General features: G+C 63.9%; 1 protein-coding gene. It reads right to left on the minus strand.

Translation table 11 applies throughout. From position 1 onward, the window contains the following. The coding region (locus SOQ14_RS14430) for a DUF5801 repeats-in-toxin domain-containing protein (protein ID WP_322898803.1) at positions 1–773 on the minus strand (773 nt) is incomplete at both ends.

Here is a 773-nt window from a genome sequence, read left to right on the forward strand (position 1 = left end):
GCAGCAAGTGGCCGGGCGGTGTCGTGACGAGTGAATACCAGGCCTGCAWCGTCCAGCGCATAGGTCAGCGAACCGCTCGCCGCCGGACCATCCGCACCAAAGGCCGTGACAAAGTTCGCAGCAAAGCTCGCGCTCGCGTTCACCGTAAGGTTCGTCTCATCAACCACCAGAGCCGGCCCCGTCCCCGTCGTCGTCACCGTCGGACCATCATCGGCAAAGCGCACATTGCCGCCCAGATCCACGGTCGCACTGTCCGTCGCCGTGTCGCCATCGCCATCGGTGATGGTCGAACGCGCCGTCAGCGCGATCTTGCCATTGGCAAGAACAACAAGCTGATCGTCAAACGGAGCCGTGGTCGTGCCTTCGACCGCATGATCGATCTGCTGGTACTGGTTCAGCGTCACCGCACCCGTGCTGCTGACCGACAGATCAAACACCGTGTTGCCGGCATTGACCCCGCCCTGCGTCGCCGCAGTCGAGCCGACCACCCTGCCGTCGATCAGATAAAGATTGATCGCCGCGCCGCCGCTGGTCAGACCCGAGACCGCATCGGTCACGCTCAGCGCATAGCTCAGCACCGGCGTCGCCGCTCCATCCGCACCCGCCGCAAAGGTCAGCGAGAACACCCCGCCAAAGGCAGCCGTCGAGGTCGCCGTATCCGTATCCGTCGGATCGCCATCCGTGTTCGCATCCCGCGTCGTCAGAACAACACCAGCTTCCGGACCCGCCACCACATCAATGCTCGGCGCATCGTCGWCGATGAKGACGTTGAA

Origin of the sequence: Erythrobacter epiphyticus, assembly GCF_034653295.1 — a bacterium.
GTDB lineage: Bacteria > Pseudomonadota > Alphaproteobacteria > Sphingomonadales > Sphingomonadaceae > Erythrobacter.